Source organism: Aminobacter sp. AP02, from assembly GCF_003148805.1.
Classification (GTDB): domain Bacteria; phylum Pseudomonadota; class Alphaproteobacteria; order Rhizobiales; family Rhizobiaceae; genus Aminobacter.
Genome location: NZ_QGGX01000005.1, coordinates 191,810 through 208,075, shown reverse-complemented (window position 1 = coordinate 208,075; position 16,266 = coordinate 191,810). Strand labels below are relative to the sequence as shown.

The 16,266-nt window shown below is 61.6% G+C and carries 15 protein-coding genes; 5 read left to right on the top strand and 10 right to left on the bottom strand.

Annotation, left to right across the window (positions count from 1 at the left end; all coding sequences use genetic code 11):
- On the bottom strand, nucleotides 1-1,221 hold the full coding sequence (locus tag C8K44_RS08310; RefSeq protein WP_109575297.1) for an alanine racemase: 1,221 nt from the start codon (nucleotides 1,219-1,221) through the stop codon (nucleotides 1-3).
- A gap of 157 nt (nucleotides 1,222-1,378) precedes the next feature.
- Between C8K44_RS08310 and C8K44_RS08305 the strand changes: the two genes are divergently transcribed.
- Complete coding sequence (locus C8K44_RS08305) at nucleotides 1,379-2,275, top strand: DMT family transporter (protein WP_109575296.1); 897 nt, start codon at nucleotides 1,379-1,381, stop codon at nucleotides 2,273-2,275.
- 351 nt (nucleotides 2,276-2,626) lie between these two features.
- On the opposite strand, the gene metF is transcribed toward C8K44_RS08305, so the two are convergent.
- Nucleotides 2,627-3,538, bottom strand: coding sequence for a methylenetetrahydrofolate reductase [NAD(P)H] (gene metF, locus C8K44_RS08300; RefSeq protein WP_109575295.1), 912 nt, complete (start codon nucleotides 3,536-3,538; stop codon nucleotides 2,627-2,629).
- A complete protein-coding gene (locus tag C8K44_RS08295) occupies nucleotides 3,538-4,548 on the bottom strand; it encodes a metalloregulator ArsR/SmtB family transcription factor (RefSeq protein WP_109575294.1) in 1,011 nt (336 codons plus the stop codon). Before C8K44_RS08295 ends, metF begins: the two co-directional genes overlap by 1 nt.
- A gap of 119 nt (nucleotides 4,549-4,667) precedes the next feature.
- Between C8K44_RS08295 and tsaA the strand changes: the two genes are divergently transcribed.
- Nucleotides 4,668-5,177: a tRNA (N6-threonylcarbamoyladenosine(37)-N6)-methyltransferase TrmO gene (gene tsaA, locus C8K44_RS08290; protein ID WP_109575430.1), complete on the top strand. Its 510-nt coding sequence runs from the start codon at nucleotides 4,668-4,670 to the stop codon at nucleotides 5,175-5,177.
- Nucleotides 5,174-5,488 carry a DUF2293 domain-containing protein gene (locus C8K44_RS08285; RefSeq protein WP_109575293.1) on the top strand — a complete coding sequence of 105 codons (315 nt, stop codon included), beginning with the start codon at nucleotides 5,174-5,176 and terminating at the stop codon, nucleotides 5,486-5,488. The genes tsaA and C8K44_RS08285 overlap by 4 nt, the downstream gene beginning before the upstream one ends.
- Before the next feature lie 21 nt (nucleotides 5,489-5,509).
- Here the strand turns inward: C8K44_RS08285 and C8K44_RS08280 are convergent, their stop codons facing one another.
- From C8K44_RS08280 to ettA, 4 genes are all read right to left on the bottom strand, one after another.
- A complete protein-coding gene (locus C8K44_RS08280; protein WP_109575292.1) occupies nucleotides 5,510-6,127 on the bottom strand; it encodes a molybdenum cofactor sulfurase in 618 nt (205 codons plus the stop codon).
- Between the two features lie 95 nt (nucleotides 6,128-6,222).
- On the bottom strand, nucleotides 6,223-7,344 hold the full coding sequence (locus C8K44_RS08275) for a beta-ketoacyl-ACP synthase III (RefSeq protein WP_109575291.1): 1,122 nt from the start codon (nucleotides 7,342-7,344) through the stop codon (nucleotides 6,223-6,225).
- Between the two features lie 142 nt (nucleotides 7,345-7,486).
- A complete protein-coding gene (gene tam / locus C8K44_RS08270) occupies nucleotides 7,487-8,254 on the bottom strand; it encodes a trans-aconitate 2-methyltransferase (protein WP_109575290.1) in 768 nt (255 codons plus the stop codon).
- Nucleotides 8,255-8,328: 74 nt separating this feature from the next.
- A complete protein-coding gene (ettA, locus tag C8K44_RS08265) occupies nucleotides 8,329-9,978 on the bottom strand; it encodes an energy-dependent translational throttle protein EttA (RefSeq protein WP_109575289.1) in 1,650 nt (549 codons plus the stop codon).
- Between the two features lie 346 nt (nucleotides 9,979-10,324).
- On the opposite strand from ettA, the gene C8K44_RS08260 reads away from it, so the two are divergent.
- Nucleotides 10,325-11,569 carry a tlde1 domain-containing protein gene (locus C8K44_RS08260; RefSeq protein ID WP_245417420.1) on the top strand — a complete coding sequence of 415 codons (1,245 nt, stop codon included), beginning with the start codon at nucleotides 10,325-10,327 and terminating at the stop codon, nucleotides 11,567-11,569.
- 148 nt (nucleotides 11,570-11,717) lie between these two features.
- Here C8K44_RS08260 and C8K44_RS08255 read toward each other — a convergent pair whose 3' ends face one another.
- Nucleotides 11,718-13,154, bottom strand: a complete 1,437-nt coding sequence (locus tag C8K44_RS08255) for a DUF1254 domain-containing protein (protein WP_109575288.1) — start codon at nucleotides 13,152-13,154, stop codon at nucleotides 11,718-11,720.
- A gap of 288 nt (nucleotides 13,155-13,442) precedes the next feature.
- Here C8K44_RS08255 and C8K44_RS08250 point away from each other — a divergent pair, with 288 nt between their 5' ends.
- Nucleotides 13,443-14,360: a cation transporter gene (locus C8K44_RS08250; RefSeq protein ID WP_109575287.1), complete on the top strand. Its 918-nt coding sequence runs from the start codon at nucleotides 13,443-13,445 to the stop codon at nucleotides 14,358-14,360.
- A 9-nt stretch (nucleotides 14,361-14,369) separates the two neighbouring features.
- On the opposite strand, the gene C8K44_RS08245 is transcribed toward C8K44_RS08250, so the two are convergent.
- Both C8K44_RS08245 and C8K44_RS08240 read right to left on the bottom strand, forming a co-directional pair.
- Nucleotides 14,370-15,131 (bottom strand): ABC transporter permease, encoded by a 762-nt coding sequence (locus C8K44_RS08245; RefSeq protein WP_109575286.1) that lies wholly within the window; start codon nucleotides 15,129-15,131, stop codon nucleotides 14,370-14,372.
- Entirely contained in the window at nucleotides 15,128-16,054 is a 927-nt protein-coding gene (locus C8K44_RS08240) for an ABC transporter ATP-binding protein (protein ID WP_109575428.1), read from the bottom strand. Before C8K44_RS08240 ends, C8K44_RS08245 begins: the two co-directional genes overlap by 4 nt.
- Nucleotides 16,055-16,266: the final 212 nt, after the last annotated feature.

Below are 16,266 nucleotides of genomic sequence, written 5' to 3'. Positions count from 1 at the left end.
TCAATCCGCCATGGTCTCCAGGCTGGCCAATCCAACCGGCGCCTCGCCCTCGTCGAATGGCGTCGTCACTTCGACGAAAGTGTCGGGATAAAAGCCGTTGAAACGGGTCCTGAGCGACAGCGAATAGGCGCCAATATGGCCGATCTCGATCCAGTCGCCGGTGTCGACCGTTTCGGGCAACCAGAACGGCCTCGACAGGATGTCGACGGAATCGCAGGTAGCCCCGCACACCTTGAACGGCACGATCTTGCCGACGTCGCCGTTGCGCGTGCGGATTGCCGGATCGGGGATGAAGCGCGCCGGCAGCGTGATCTTGCCTGTCCAGGAATCCGACAGCGACGCCCAGATGCCGTCATTGATGTAGATGCGCCTGCCCTTGCGCAGCAGAACGCGCACGATCAGTGACAGGCAGCGCGCCACGATCACCCGGCCGGGCTCGGCCACCAGCGGCATCTCGTCGAAGTTGTATTCCTTCAGGTCGCCGCGAAAGCGCGACATGATCTGCCCGATCGAGGGCATCGCCGGCTTCTTGCTATTGGGATCATGGCCGTACTCGGCGGGAAACCCGCCGCCGACGTCCAATCCGGCAAGGTCGAAGCTGACGCGGTTGCGCACCCAGTCGACCGAGGCAAGCGCCCGCTCATAGGTATCGGGGTCCTCGATCTGGGAGCCGACATGGAAGCACAGCCCAACCTTGTAGCCATGGCGGTTCAGCCGTTCAGCCAGTTCAACCGCATAAGCAGGCCCCGCGCCGAACTTCTTCGACAGTTCGTAGGCCGCCGAACCCTTGGTCTGCACGCGCACGAACACCGTGATCGCGCCCGGATCGATGTCGAGTGCGCGCACAACGCGGCTGAGCTTGGTGATTTCGTCTTCATGATCGACGGCGATCACCCTGATGCCGTAGGTCTCGAGCGCCAGCCGGATGTCGGACTGCGCCTTGACCGGGTGCATGTAGATCATTTCCGCGTCCGACGAGACCTCCCTCACCGCCGCGAACTCCCCTGGCGACGCCACGTCGAACATCGTCACCCCGGCTTCGACAAGCGCCTTGAGCACGATCGGCTCGCCATTGGTCTTGACCGCATAGGCGGTCTTGCCGGGAAACATATCCATGAAGTTCCTGGCATCGGTTTTCAGCACTTCGGGCCGGAAACAATAGACCGGAGCATCCGGTCGAAGCGCCAGTGCTGCCTCGCGCGCATTCTCGAATCGCTGCATGGAAGCTCCTTGTTGCGGGCCGAAATCTAAAGCAAGCCACCGATGATGCAACCCACGCGCCGTCCAGCAGCCTTGCGTCACGTCATGGGAATCGGGTGGCCCTATCCAGAAAGCGCGACTACCGCTTGAATGTGACGAAGCGACGAAGGGAATCACGATGTCGGCAAGAGACTGGGCCAAGCTTCTGCTGCTCGGCGTCATCTGGGGCGGTTCGTTCTTCTTCGTCCATATCGCGGTCGCCGAAATCGCGCCGCTCAAGCTGGTGCTGTTTCGGGTGATGATCGCCGCCTTGGCGCTGCACATCTATCTCCTTGCACGCGGCCCGTCCTTCCGCCTCGCCTTGCCGCTCGCCCCAACCCTGTTTGGGCTGGCGCTGCTCAACAACGTCATCCCGTTCTCGCTGATCTTCCTCGGCCAGACCGAGATCGGCGCGGGACTTGCGTCGGTGCTGAATGCGACAACGCCATTTTGGACCCTGGTCGTCGCCAACATGATGACCAGCGACGAGAAGCTGAACTGGAACAAGCTCGCCGGCATTGCGCTCGGCATTTGCGGCACTGCCGTCATGATCGGCCCGGGACTGATCGCTGGCCTCGGCGGGCCGGTGTGGGCCAAGCTGGCCCTGATCGGCGCGTCGCTTTCTTATGCGCTGGCGCTGATGGTGGCGCGCAGGCTCAGGGGCGTCCCGCCGGCGATCGTCGCGACCGGGCAGCTCACCGCCTCGACCATGATGATGATACCGATTGTGCTGCTCGTTCACGGCACAGGCGGCCTGTTTGCGGCGAGCGCGGGTTCGTGGGCTGCAGTCGTCGCGCTGGCGCTGATTTCAACCGCATTCGCCTATCTGCTGTATTTCGGCCTGGTTGCTTCGGCAGGTGCCACCAACACCTCGCTGGTCACGCTGATAGTACCCGCCAGCGCCATCCTGCTTGGTGTGACATTCCTAGGCGAGCATCTCGAAACGTTCGAACTTGCCGGCATGGCCCTCATCGCTCTTGGCCTCGTGACCATAGACGGGCGCATTTTCAGGCGCCGCGCGGCTGCCGCCGGCTGAAAGTTTGCCACAATTTCTCCACAACCGTTACGACCGCATTTGGCAAATAATTCCAAAGGCTAAGACGAGAAAATGCGTCGCAATTCTCGCAATCTTGTCGCAATGCAGCACATTTTTTTCTTGTGTGTGGCTGAAATGACCCTAAATTCCGGCCTGTGACTTGCGCAGAGGAGGCTATGCATGGGACTGACTAGGTCTATCAATGCACTCATGATTTGCGCCGCGTTCGCTTTTATCGGCGCGCTCATTGTTGGAGTTCTTCCATAGGCCGCTCAGACGGCGGAAGACGATAGCACCTCTAAGGTGGAAGCTTCGAAAAGGCCGGGATCTAAGTCCCGGCCTTTTTGGTTCTCAAGCCGCTGCCGAGCTTGGAGTAACTGGCGAGCGGATGCCGATCATGTGGCAAACGGCGAACACCAGGTCTGCCCTGTTCATCGTGTAGAAATGGAAGTCGCCGACACCACGCTCGACGAGGTCATGCACCTGCTCGACCGCGACCGCCGAGGCAATCAGCGCGTGCGTCTGCGGATCCTTGTCGAGCCCGTCGAAGCGCTCGGCGAGCCAAGCCGGCACATGCGCGCCGCAGCGGGAAGCGAAATTGGCCACCTGCGTGAAGCTGTGGATGGGCAGGATGCCCGGCACGATCGGGATATAGATACCGGCCTTGCGGGCGCGTTCGACGTAGCGCTCATAGAGATCGTTGTCGAAAAAGAATTGGGTGATCGCACGCGTAGCGCCATTGTCGACCTTGCGCTTGAGCATGTCGAAATCGGTGGCGAAGTCGGGGCTCTCGGGATGCTTTTCCGGGTAGGCCGACACGGAGATGTCGAAATCGCCCTGCCCCTTCAGCGCACCGACCAGTTCGGCACCATTGGCATAGCCGCCAGGATGCGGCTGGTAGGCCGCGCCCACGCCCTCCTTGGGGTCGCCGCGAAGGGCCACGAAGCGCTTGACGCCCATGGCTGCGAATTCGGAAATCACCTGGTCGACCTCGTCGCGGGACGCATCGACACAGGTCATGTGCGCCGCCGGCGTCAGCGTCGACTCCTCGAGGATGCGCCTGACCGTGCGCGCCGTGCGCTCGCGGGTCGTGCCGCCCGCGCCATAGGTCACCGACACGAACTGCGGATTGAGCGGCTCGAGACGCTTGATCGTGTCCCACAGCCGCGCTTCCATGTCGTCGTTCTTCGGCGGGAAGAACTCGAACGACACCTTGACCCGCTCGCCGATGTTGGATCGCCTGGACAGCTGGTATTGGTTCATCAGGCGGTTTCCCTTGCGGCTTGGATTTCTGGATTGGGATCGGCGATCAAAAGGCGGCGGTCGCGTGCCAGCCACAGCTTGACGGTAAGGCTCGCCTTGTTCGACGCGCCGCGCGGTTCGAATTCCTGCGTCTCTTCAAGCTCCAGGCCGGCCTCCGCCAGCCAGTCGGCGATCTGCCTGTCGGAGAAGCCAAGCCGAGCATGCGCATGATCGGAACGCAGGAAATCGAGCCCATGCGGGGCGAAATCGACGATCACCAGACGTCCGGCCGGCCGCAGCAGGCGCGCCGCCTCCTGAATGGCTCGGGCCGGGTCGTCGAGATAGTGCAGCACCTGATGAATGGTGACCAGATCGAACGCATCGCGCTCGACGGGCGGCGAGAAGATGTCGCCCTGGCGCACCTGGGCGTTGGCAACGCCGGCCTTGTCGAGATTGGCGCGGGCAACCGCCAGCATTTCGCGCGACATGTCGATGCCAACGCCACGACGATAGAGCGGCGAAAAGATCTCGAGCAGGCGGCCGGTACCGGTGCCCAGGTCGAGCATCGACTGGAACGGCCGCTTGCCGACCAGCTTGACCAGTGCGGCCTCGACAGCGCGGTCGGCGACATGCAGCGAACGCAACTCGTCCCAGCTCGCCGCATTGGCGCTGAAATAGCGCGCGGCGCGCTCCTGGCGCTTGTGCTTGACGTCTTCGAGGCGCTCGAAATCGCGCGTAACCTGGCTGTCGGCCTTGTCGACACCCGACACCAGCCCCTGCACGAATCCGCGCGCCTGATCGGCGTCGGACAGGCGGAAGAACGCCCAGGAACCTTCCTGGTAACGATCAATGAGGCCAGCTTCGAGCAGCAGCTTGAGATGGCGCGACACGCGTGGCTGGGACTGTCCGAGAATCTCGGTCAGGTCGGAAACGGTCAGGTCGCCGCGCGAAAGCAGCGTCAGGATGCGAAGGCGGCTGGATTCGGCGGCCGCCTTCAAGGTATCTACCATCGTATCGAGTGCGACGTGCATCGGCTTCGTTTCTCGCCAAAAGACATAAACATATCTTTATGTGACGAAACGAATGATTGCAACGCCCAATGTCGCATGCGGGCAAGAAAATGGCGCGACGGCGGGAGGATGCCATGCAGATGTTCGAGCAGCGCGAGGGCGAAGTGGCGCTCAATGACGATCCGGCAGCCAGGTTGGCCGACGCCAAGCTCGTCTTCATCGGCAGCATCGTCTCGCCATGGAAGCTGCGCGAGGATTGCCCCAAGAACATGAATGCGGCGCGGGAAAAGAGCCGGGGCGCAACGCTATTGATCGACGCGCCCTATCGACCGGGACTTGCCGGCCTTGCGGGCTTCAGCCATGTCGTGATCCTCAGCTGGTTCGAACAGGCGCCGCGGAATCTGATTGTCCAGAAACCGCGCCATGCATCTGACGCCAAAGGCGTTTTCGCGCTGCGCTCCCCTGCCCGCCCTAACCCTGTCGGCCTGCACATCGCCGCTATCGTTTCGATCGACATAGAGGCCGGGCGCATCGAACTGGATGCCATGGACGCGCTCGACGGCACGCCGGTCATCGACATCAAACCTTATTTCCCGTCCGTCGATGCGTTCCCTGATGCCACCCGTCCGCACAAGGGCGGCAGCGAGTGAACCCGCCCACCGGGCGGCGGCGCTCAGTCGCCAAGTCGCTGACAGCGTTGCTGCCGCTGGCGCCCTATTCTGATATCGAAGCGATCCGCGCCGATGCGCTCGCCATTCATATGAAGACGCTGCCGCCGTCGATCGCCGTATGGCTTGCGACTGTCGCCCATGTCCGCCACGCCCACACCGACTACGAGAAGCTTCTGTCGGAAGGCTATGACCGCGATTCAGCCCGCTTCTTCGTCATCGGCCAGATCAACGAAACGCTGACGCGCTGGCGCGCCACGCGCCTGCTCGATCCCGACGACGAGGACGTCTAGGCGTGCGGGCTTGCGCGAAGGCTAAGCCCGGTAGATCCACTGCTCGGGCACGCGCACCGAAACCTCCTCGCCTGCCGCAATCACGCCCGGCTTCTCCACCCAGGCGACAAGCCCGCGCAGGCGCCGCGACACCTTCGGAAACAGCAGCGAGCCGGCGTCGTGGTCGGCCATGGCGGCATGTTCGGCAATCGAGCGCCCGGCGATCCGGCACGGGGCGTTCTGCCCGTCGATCTTGATCGTCACGCCGCCCTTGAAAAACAGCATCGTGCCAGCCGGCAGCATCGACAGCATCGGCACGCCTTCGAGCAGGAGATTGGCACCAATCCACTGGGGCCTGATTTCGGCCAGCCCCATGCGCTCTGCGACGATGGCGAGTTCGTCGGGCGCGACAATCGACAATTGCCGCTCGTTGCGCATTTCGGTGCCACGCGGGTACCATGGCTCACGCCCGCCCGATCGCCTGACATGACCGGCATGGAGGTCGCCGACGATGCCCTCGAAGGTCAGCGGCAGCGTCTCCACTGCCTGCGTGACGAAATGGTCGGATGGCGCCGTGTAGACGCCGGCGACGCGCGCGGCGAGCTTGCGGCCCGGCAGGATTTCAGGTTCGCCTTCCCTGTGCATCGTCGGATCGAGCATGTCTGGCCTCTCGGTTTCGGGCCGCAGATGTGGCCCGCATCTGCTGGGAAATCCAGACAAAAAGCCTGATCTTTCCCATCATCGGCGCTGATTGCTCACATCATCCGCACAAGCGCGCCGCCGATCGAATAACCCGCGCCAAAAGCGCAGATCAGCCCGTGGTCGCCCGGTTTCATGTCCTCATGGTTTTCCTTGAGCGCGATGATGGCGCCCGCCGCCGCCGTATTGCCGAGCCGCTCCAGCACCATCGGTGCGGTGTTCTGGTCGGCCTCGTGGCCGAGCGCCAGCTTGAGGATCATCGCGTTCATGCGTGCATTGGCCTGGTGCAGCCAGTAGCGCTTGACGTCGGACGGCGTCATGCCGTGGTCGGCGAGAAAGGCGGTGATGAAGCGGTGCGCCGCATGCGTCACCTCCTTGAACACCTTGTTGCCGACCTGCTTGATCATGTTGCCCTCCATCTCGACGACGGAGGTGTTTTCCTGACCGGTACGCAGCAGGAAGCCGAAATTGGTGCGGATATTGTTGGAAAACTGCGTCCAGTTCCGCGTGTCGATGATCTCGAAGCGCCCAGGCCGCGTCTGTTTCGGTCCCAATGCCTCGACCACCAGCGCCACCGACGCATCGCCGAAGATGAAATGTGTCTGGCGGTCGCGGAAATTGAGATGCCCGGTGATGATCTCAGGGGTGACGATCAGCACGCGCTTCTGCCCGCCCGAGCGCACCAGGTTGAACGCCACATGCAGTGCTGCCGCTGCCGACGAACAGCCAAGGCTCATGTCGAAGGCAGCACCTTCGATGCCGAGCTCCTTCTGGATTTCGATCGCAATCGCCGGATAGGGCCGCTGTTGGTGCGAGGCAGCGCAGATGACCATGTCGATGTCGGCCGCGGTCAAACCGGCATGGTCCAGCGCCTTTCGCGCCGACGCCACGCCGAACTCCGCTTCCACCGACAGATCGTCGTCGGCGCGCGGGGGGATGCGCGGGCTCATCCTTTGGGGATCGAGGATACCGTCGAGCGTGTGGACATGGCGATTTTTGACGCCGGAGGCGTAGACGATGAAATCGCTGTCCGATTTCTTCACCAGTTCGCGGCCCGCCGCTTCACGTTTGGCGTTTTCGATGTCGGCCCAGGCGTTGAAGCTTTCGACCAGTTCATCGTTGCTGATCGACGCTTGCGGAATTTCTACGCCAATACCGCTGATGACGACGCGATGCATGAAACCGTCCGATGCCTGCAATTATGCGAATAATGCGCGAACCCCGCCTGCCCAGAGACGCCCCCAGATTCGCCGTGTGCACTTTACGCCACACTGGCGCGTTCGAATATGGGCCTTCCGGCTGTTTGGCCCGTGCTGGCGCCTATTTTCGCTGCGCCACCATGAACAGCCTGGGAAACCGCAACAGAACCTTGCCGTTCGCCGACGGCGGATAGGCCGAAGCGATGTTTGCGGTATAGGCGGCAATATAGGCCGCCCGTTCGTCCGGATCGAGCGGGTCGATGAACGGCCGAAGCCCCGTCCCTTTCACCCACTCGACGATTGCCGCCGCGTCCGCCATCGGGTGGTTGTAGACCGTGTGCCAGATGTCGACCCGCGCCGACAGCGGCACGAGCAGGTCGTAATACGAAGAAACTGGCGGCAGCGGCGCACGCGCGACGCCTGCGATCTTGGCGCCAAAACTCATGGCGGCAGCGGTTTCGCGCATCAGTACATGGGACGGCTCACCGATATTGTCGGGCATCTGCACTGCCAGGAAGCCGCCGGGCGCGAGCAGGCCCAGCAATCGCTGCAGCACCGCCTGATGGTTGGGCAGCCACTGGAAGACAGCATTGGCAAAGATGACGTCGACTGGGCCATCCGGTGTCCAGCTTTCCGCATCGGCAAGCTGGAAGTCGATCTCGGGCAAGCGTTTGCGCGCATCTTCGATCATGGCTGGAGACGTGTCAAAGCCCGAGACCTTTGCTTCCGGCCAACGTTCGACCAGCAGCTCGGTCGAATTGCCGGGACCGCAGCCGATATCGGCCACATGCGTGGGGTTCTCGATCGGGATCTGTGCCAGCAGGTCCCTCGCCGGACGCGTGCGCTCGTCTTCGAACTTCAGATATTGCGAAGCTGACCAGTCTTTCATTCCGCAAACTCCTGCAGTGCAGATGATACAAAAACGCCCCGCTTTGGGCGGGGCGTCTTATGAATTTCAATCGCTTAGCGCGTCAGGCGCTTGTGGCTCATCCGGTGCGGGTTAGCCGCATCGGCGCCGAGGCGACGGATCTTGTCCTTCTCGTACTCTTCGAAGTTGCCTTCGAACCACTCGACATGCGCGTCGCCCTCATAGGCCAGCATGTGGGTGGCCATGCGATCGAGGAACATACGATCGTGGGAAATGATGACGGCGCAGCCGGCATAGGCTTCGAGTGCGTCTTCGAGCGCGCCCAGCGTTTCGGTATCGAGATCGTTGGTCGGTTCGTCGAGGAGCAGCACGTTGCCGCCGTTCTTCAGCATCTTGGCGAGGTGGACGCGGTTACGCTGACCACCCGACAAATTGCCGACCTTCTGCTGCTGGTCGCCGCCACGGAAATTGAACGACGAGCAATAGGCGCGGCTGTTCACTTCGTGCTTGCCGAGCTTGATGACTTCGGCGCCGCCGGAGATCTCTTCCCACACGGTCTTGGTCGGGTCGAGCGCGTCGCGGCTCTGGTCGACATAACCGAGCTTGACCGTCTCGCCGATACGGATCGTGCCGCTATCGGGCTTTTCCTGGCCGGTGATCATCTTGAACAGCGTGGTCTTGCCGGCGCCGTTGGGGCCGATGACGCCGACGATGCCGCCGGGCGGCAGCTTGAAGGTCAGGTTCTCGATCAGCAGTTCGTCGCCGAAGGCCTTGTTTACGCTATCGACCTCGATCACCACATTGCCAAGGCGTTCGCCGGCCGGGATGACGATCTGGGTGTCGGTCGGCTTGCGGTTCTGCGACTGCTCGACCAATTCCTCATAGGCCTTGATACGGGCCTTCGACTTGGTCTGGCGTGCCTTGGGCGAGGACGCGATCCACTCGCGTTCGCGCCAGATCGCCTTCTGGCGCGAATCGTCTTCGCGGCCTTCCTGGATCAGGCGCTTGGCCTTGGCGTCGAGATACTTGGTGTAGTTGCCCTCGTAAGGGATGCCACGGCCGCGATCGAGTTCGAGGATCCAGCCGGTCACGTTGTCGAGGAAGTAGCGATCGTGGGTGATGATCAGCACCGAGCCCGGATAGTCGCGCAGGTGCTTTTCCAGCCACGCCGTGGTCTCGGCATCGAGATGGTTGGTCGGTTCGTCGAGCAGCAGAAGGTCGGGCTGTTCGAGCAGCAGGCGGCACAGCGCGATACGGCGGCGCTCACCACCCGACAGGTTGGTCACTTCGGCGTCGCCGGGCGGGCACTGCAGCGCGTCCATCGCCATCTCGACCTGCTGTTCCAGGTCCCACAGGTTGAGACGATCCATCTCGTCCTGCAGCTTGGCGCCCTCTTCGGCGGTCTCGTCCGAGTAGTTCATCATCAGCTCGTTGTAGCGCTCGATGATGGCGGTCTTCTTGGAAACGCCGTCCATCACGTTCTCGAACACGGTCTTGTTCGGGTCGAGCTGCGGCTCCTGCGCGAGGTAGCCGACGGTAGCGCCCTCGGCCAGCCAGGCTTCGCCCGACCATTCCTTGTCGAGGCCGGCCATGATCTTGAGCACGGTCGACTTACCGGCGCCGTTCGGGCCCAAGATGCCGATCTTGGCGTCCGGGTAGAATGAAAGGTTGAGGTTATCCAGCACCTTCTTGGTGCCGTAGGACTTGGTCAGTCCCGACATGTGATAGATGAACTGGCGTGCCACGCGCGCGTATCCTGCTTCTCAAGTGATAGGAGTTGGGCGCTATGTAGGCGATCCCGCCCCAAACGGCAAATGCTTTTGGGCATGGGCCGCGGCGCGCCGGCTGATGCAAGATATCGACCGCGGGCGTCATCACGTCTGAAGATTTGCGCGAACCAAGTCGCCGACAAGCAAAATTTAACCATATTTGTCCATCCTTTGTCGGTCATTGATCGAGATGGGGACATTCCGGAAGTCACGCAGTTGCGGTCGCTCGCCGATCTGAGGGCTGTCGCGCGATAACTGGTTTGACGCGTTTGTGAGTAAAATCGTCCGTGCACGGCCGTTGCGCCGTTTGTTGCGCCCACTGTTGATCGCCTCTTTTGGCACCGCCCTTGCCGGCGTGACCATATGGTCGATGGCCGGCATGGCCGCGACAACGAGTTCGCGTGCTCTTGGCCAAACTAGCTTCTTGCCCAGCCCGCAGGTCGCACCCGCCAGCAAGACACAGGCACGGGCACTTGTTGCCTATGTCAGCACCAGCAAGGCACCGAGGCTGATCACGGCCACCGCGCGGCCCGTTGTGACCGCGAGCCTGTTAGCTATGCCGGCGAAATCCGCCCGTCATGTTATCAACGCGAATGCCGCCGCGAGCGGCAATTCGGCGCGCTTCGACGCGGTCGTGAAAAAAGCCAGCCTGACCTCGCAAAAGCTCGCCAGCCTGTTCGATCACCCCGGCTCCGCCAGATCGCAGCTTGCGGCAGTCCCCGCCTCGGAGCGCTTTGCATCGCAGCCCGATGGTTCGGCCGATCCGCATCCGACTGTGCTGGCCTATGCCGATCCCTCGCCGGGCGGAGCAGCCGACAGCGCCTTGTCAGTCTTGCTGGCGACGCCGCCAGAGGAAGACCTCGCCTTGCAGGAGCAGGCTCCCGATACCGATACGGACGCCGCCGCCACGCCGGATTACCAGGACACCCCCTCCGATGGCCCGATGCCGCAGTTGCGTCCGCTTCGCGACCAGGCCCTAGGTCAGGCGCCAGGGCCGGCGGCAGTCGAAGAGCCCAGGAAGGCCTACCAGCGCGAAGAGCCCAAGCAGACACTCGCCTACGCGCGGCCGAACGTCCCGGAACCGAAAGCCAGCGGCAGCCTTGGCCAATCGCTGCGCAACCTGTTCGGCGGTGGATCAAGGGCGGGAGACGGCGTGGCCGTCTACGACATCAGCGCCGCCAAGGTCTACATGCCCGACGGCAGCGTGCTCGAGGCCCATTCGGGCGTTGGCAGCATGGCTGACGATCCGCGCTACGTGAACGTCAAGATGAACGGGCCGACACCGCCGCACACCTATAACCTCAAGATGCGCGAAAGCCGCTTCCACGGCGTCGAGGCGATCCGCATGCTGCCCGTTGACGGCAAGAACAAATATGGCCGCGACGGCTTCCTTACCCACAGCTACCTGCTGCGCGGCAGGCAGGCGGAGTCGCATGGCTGTGTCGCCTTCAAGGACTACCAGCGTTTCCTCACCGCCTTCAAGCAAGGCAAGGTCAGGCAAATCGTCGTTGTGCCGAGCGGCGGTCGCGCAAACACGCGTCTTGCCTCAAACGGCAAGAGCGCCTGACGGGCACGCCCCTCTTCCGGGAGCATGCCTAATCCTGGCTAGACTGTATCAGCAGGATGGACATCCTGCTTTTGCTCCGCGCCATGCCGTGTGAGTGATCGGGAGATGGCGCTTCGCCCCCTCCCGATACTCAAATACGCCGCTTCCCCTAGACCTTCTTCACCGGCGGAATGACCCACGATCCGTCCAGTATCGATGGAGGACTGTCATCCGGCCAGTACAGCCGCATCATCAGGATGAACTTGCCCTCGGGCGCCGGAAGCCAGTTTGATTCCTTGTCGGCGCCAGGCGACTTGTGCTGGATATAGATATCTGTCGAGCCATCCGCGTTAGTCTTGAGATCTTGCCTTGCGCTGATCGAGTATCGATTGATTGGATTGTCAACGAAGAAGTATTTTTCGTTGTACATCGTAATCGACCAGAAGCCGCGGACTGGCGGGATTTGACCTTTGGCGAAGGTCAAGACGTAGTTGTTCGACCCGTCATAGGAGCGCGAGAACAGCCCGTCGCGCGATTTCAACGAAGTCGGATAGATCGCATCTTGAGGGCGATTGGCTCCAAGCCCTATCGCCGTGATGAGCGCACGCTGCACATACTCCGTGCCGTAGATGCCGGTCTTGGTCGTATAACCCCAGCCGTTGATATCCCGAATATCGCCATCGCTGAACTTGAAGTGCAGCATGATGCGTCCGAACCCAATCTCGGGAATCCGCTTGATGAAGTGAGCGTCAAGCCTGCTCTTGTCAAAACCCTTGCCGGGGACAATGCCGATCTGCGCCATCTTCTCGACCATCGCCGCGTCGGCATCCGTTGGCGGATTTGTCTTCAGCAACTCGCTTAGCAGCGTGAAGTACTCGACCGCGTCCATTCGGTTGACCTGATCGCGGACAGCAGTCTTCATGTCTATGCTGGGGTCGACCTTACCGGGCGGCGGCGTCCAATCTTTGCCGTAGCTGCTCAGCGGCACGAGCTTGCATTGATCCTGCAACTCATGAACCGCCTTGTAGTCTTCCGGGGTACCGGTGCAATAGATGCGTCCGAGTATCCATACCATGCTCGTGGGCGACTTGTATTCCTTGACGCCTTCCGGCAGCTTCCCCTCCCAGCCGGGGCCGGTAATGGCATAGGATTGGGCTCCGCCGCCGGTCGTTCGCTTGCCGGGCACCTGGAAGACCGTTGTCCACCCATCGAGCATCGGAAACAGGAAGTAGCGGTCTTTCATGTCGGGGAAAGAAAAGACCCAAGGCTCCTCGCCGACATCGACAAAAGCCGTCGTGTAGAGTGTATCAGCGTTGGGTGCCGTGACGTCGGTGAATGAGGCGTCTGGATATTCGCGCAGCTTGATGATGTGGCCCATCGGGGCCTTGGTGCCCTCCGCCTTGGACACGTTGGTGACCACCCGGCGCGTCATCTCCATGGTCACAAGCGGGTAGCCGTAGATGTAGGCTTCGACCGCGAGCCAGAAGTCGCTCGATCCGTCAAACGGATCGACGATTGGACTGTCAAGAGCGTTGGCAGGCGAAAATGAACTGGTAGCAAGTATACTAAGACCGCCGATTGACACGGCGCGGCGTGTGACGTCCATGTAGCCTCCTGAAGGGACCCTCTCCCCCCGACGTTGGCCGGAGGCCTATCGATTGCATCCCCTGGTTGGTCCGAAAGCAGTAACACACCACGCGCCACCGCACTAGAACGCTCCGACTAGCCAAAAGAGCTACCCCGCAGTTCCCTTTTAGCCGCACGTCAAACGCTGGCCAAGGCAACCGGCAAATGGCCAATTGACGATCCTCATGCCGGCGCCGATGCCATGCATTGCGAGCACCTTTTGCGCCCCGCGGTGGACATCCGCCCGGGGCTATTTCATAGCTTGGGCATGTTCACTGAAACCAGCGTCCTTCGAATCTCTATCGCCGTGACCTTCGTTGTGGCGGTTTTCGGCATTGTCTTCGGCGTACTGAGCGGTTCTTTCTCGATCGCCTTCGACGGGGCGTATTCACTAGCAGATGCGACCATGACGATACTGGCGCTGGTCGTTGCGCGCCTCATCACAAGCAATGCCACCCACAACCGCCGGCTTCACAAGCGCTTTTCCCTCGGCTTCTGGCACCTGGAGCCGATCGTACTGGGCATGAACGGCATCGTCCTGATGAGCGTGTCCATCTACGCCCTGATCAATGCCATCGCCAACCTGCTTGCCGGCGGCCATCAGCTCGAATTCGACTATGCCATCATTTACGCGGCGGTGACGCTCGCTGCCTGCCTGACCATGGCACTCATCGGCAGCCGCGCGAACCGGACGATCCAGTCGGACTTCGTCACGCTCGACGTTACGGCCTGGATGATGTCCGGCGGTATCACCGCGGCACTGCTGGTTGCCTTCGTCGGTGGCAGCCTGCTTGAAGGCACCAAGCTTGCCTGGATCGCGCCCTATGTCGACCCTGCCGTGCTGGCACTGGTGTGCCTGATCATCATCCCCATGCCCGTCGCCACTGTACGCCAGGCGTTTTCGGATATCTTGCTGATCACACCGGAAACGCTGAAGGCGCATGTAGACGAGATCGCGCGGGCAACCGTTGCGAAACATGGCTTTGTTTCTTATCGCGCCTATGTCGCCAAGGTCGGCCGCCTGACGCAGATCGAGCTGTACTTCATCGTACCACCCGGCCTGCCGGCCAAATCCATCGAGGAATGGGACGGCCTGCGCGACGAGATCGGCGACGCCCTCGGCGATGAAGGTCCCGATCGCTGGCTGACGATCGCCTTCACCGCCGACAAGGAATGGGCTGAGTAATACGCGCCTCTACGCCTTGATGCGCCAGCCGGTCCTGAATATCCACCAGACTGCGATCAGGCAGGCTGCAAGGAACACCAGCGTCATTGCAAGGCTGATGCCGACATTGACGTCGGAGATGCCGAAGAAGCTCCAGCGAAAGCCACTGACCAGGTACACCACTGGGTTGAACAGCGACACGGTGCGCCAGAATGGCGGCAGCATGTCGATGGAATAGAAGCTGCCTCCCAGAAACGTCAGCGGGGTTACGATCAGGAGCGGCACCAGCTGCAGCTGCTCGAAGCTGCCGGCCCAGATGCCGATGATGAAGCCAAACAGGCTGAATGTGACAGCCGTCAGCACCAGAAACACCAGCATCCACACCGGGTGCTGTATCTGCAGCGGCACGAACAGCGCGGCGGTGGCCAGGATGATCAGGCCAAGGAGGATCGACTTCGATGCCGCCGCCCCGACATAGGAGATGACGATCTCCAGATAGGATACCGGCGCCGACAGAAGCTCATAGATCGTGCCGACGAATTTCGGGAAATAGATGCCGAAAGACGCATTGGAGATGCTTTGGGTGAGCAGCGACAGCATGATCAACCCTGGCACGATGAACGCGCCATAGCTGATGCCGTTGATTTCGCTGATGCGTGAGCCGATGGCAGCGCCAAAGACGACGAAATAGAGCGAGGTCGAGACGACGGGCGAAACGATGCTTTGCAGCAGCGTACGCCAGGTGCGCGCCATTTCAAAAAGGTAGATTGCGCGGATCGCGTAAAAGTTCATCGCCGTTCACTCACCAGATGGACGAAAATCTCTTCCAGCGAACTCTGCTTGGTCTGCAGGTCCCTGAAACGGATTCCGGCCTTGTTTAGGTCTTTGAGCAGGGTCGTGATTCCAGTGCGCTCGCCTTGAGTGTCGTAGGTATAGACAAGCTCGTGCCCGTCCTCGGACAGGTCCAGCCCATGGACAGCCAGGCCGGGCGGCACGTGTTCCAGCGGGTTTTGCAGCTGTAGCGTCAGCTGCTTGCGGCCAAGCTTGTGCATAAGCTCGGCCTTTTCCTCGACCAGGATGATCTCGCCGTTGCTAATGACGCCGACCCGGTCGGCCATCTGCTCGGCCTCTTCGATGTAGTGCGTCGTCAGGATGATGGTGACGCCAGTCTCGCGCAGCAGGCGCACCACCTCCCACATGTCGCGCCTGAGCTCGACGTCGACGCCCGCCGTCGGCTCGTCAAGGAACAGTATCTGCGGTTCGTGCGACAGCGCCTTGGCAATCATCACGCGGCGCTTCATGCCGCCTGACAAGGTAATGATCTTGCTGTCCTTCTTGTCCCACAGCGACAGGTCCCTGAGGATCTTTTCGATATGGGCCGGATTGGCCGGCTTGCCGAACAGGCCGCGGCTGAAGCTGACTGTCGCCCACACCGTTTCGAAGGCGTCGGTCGTCAGTTCCTGCGGCACCAGGCCGATACGCGTGCGGGCCGCGCGAAAGTCGGTGATGATGTCGTGCCCGTCGGCCAGCACCTTGCCTTCCGACGGGTTGACGATGCCGCAGATGATGCTGATCAGCGTCGTCTTGCCTGCCCCGTTGGGCCCGAGCAGCGCGAATATCTCGCCGCGGCGGATCTCGAGATTGATGTTCTTCAGCGCCGAAAAGCCCGACGCATAGGTCTTGGAAAGATTTGAAACGGAAATAATCGGCTGCATGACGACCACTTGCGGTGCGGGAAAAGGGTAAACTTCGATGAAATCGACGCCGGAACTGAAATTCCGGCTCAGGAGTTAGCGGAATATATGGGCTGCCATTCAACGAACAAGTGCGCCCCTGCCGGCTCCTGACATCTTGCACTTGTCGGCCGTGCTCCGCCACCCTTGACGCGCGTTTGATCCTCACTCAACAGTCGTCGTCGAGGGGGCAC